General features: G+C 47.4%; 1 pseudogene. It reads left to right on the top strand.

Features of this window, described 5'->3' with window-relative positions:
• Positions 1 to 479 (top strand): annotated as a pseudogene (locus DLK05_RS17000) (hypothetical protein); the annotation flags it as partial.

The raw sequence follows: 479 nt of genomic DNA, 5'->3' as shown, positions 1-479 counted from the left end.
TCAGGGGTGTTTAATTTGATTGGCGGCTTTACAGATGTGGGATCAGGCATCAGTTTTAAAGAGATACAAGCGCAAGATGGCTGGCAATCACTCATGGCGCTATCMACCGATGGTGCGGCCAAATTYAATGCCAAATTCCCCGCAGCAATGCCAACAAGTTACTGTGGTCAGCCAACCAGTACCTCTGCAAACGGTATCAAATATTACTCATTTAGTGGGGTAGGACAAGTCGTGAGAGCCCTTGACCCTAGTGATTATCTGCTTGCAGCAACAAGCGTACCGTTTTTATCTGATGCCAATGATGGTCTGGTCTCTGCCTGCTCAAGCCGACTCGGGTATGTGATTCGTGACAACTACATCATGAACAACTGTCAGATGCAGGTACATCCAGCTGACGAGTCCCAAACAGGACGAAACGCGCGTCAAACGCATTCCACTGCTACCCACTATCCATCTTTGCTTATCATGCTTGTAAATTA

Origin of the sequence: Ancylomarina longa, assembly GCF_003996985.1 — a bacterium.
Classification (GTDB): Bacteria; Bacteroidota; Bacteroidia; order Bacteroidales; family Marinifilaceae; genus Ancylomarina_A; species Ancylomarina_A longa.
Note: the sequence above shows the minus strand (reverse complement) of the source record. Positions and strands in the feature narration are given on the sequence as shown.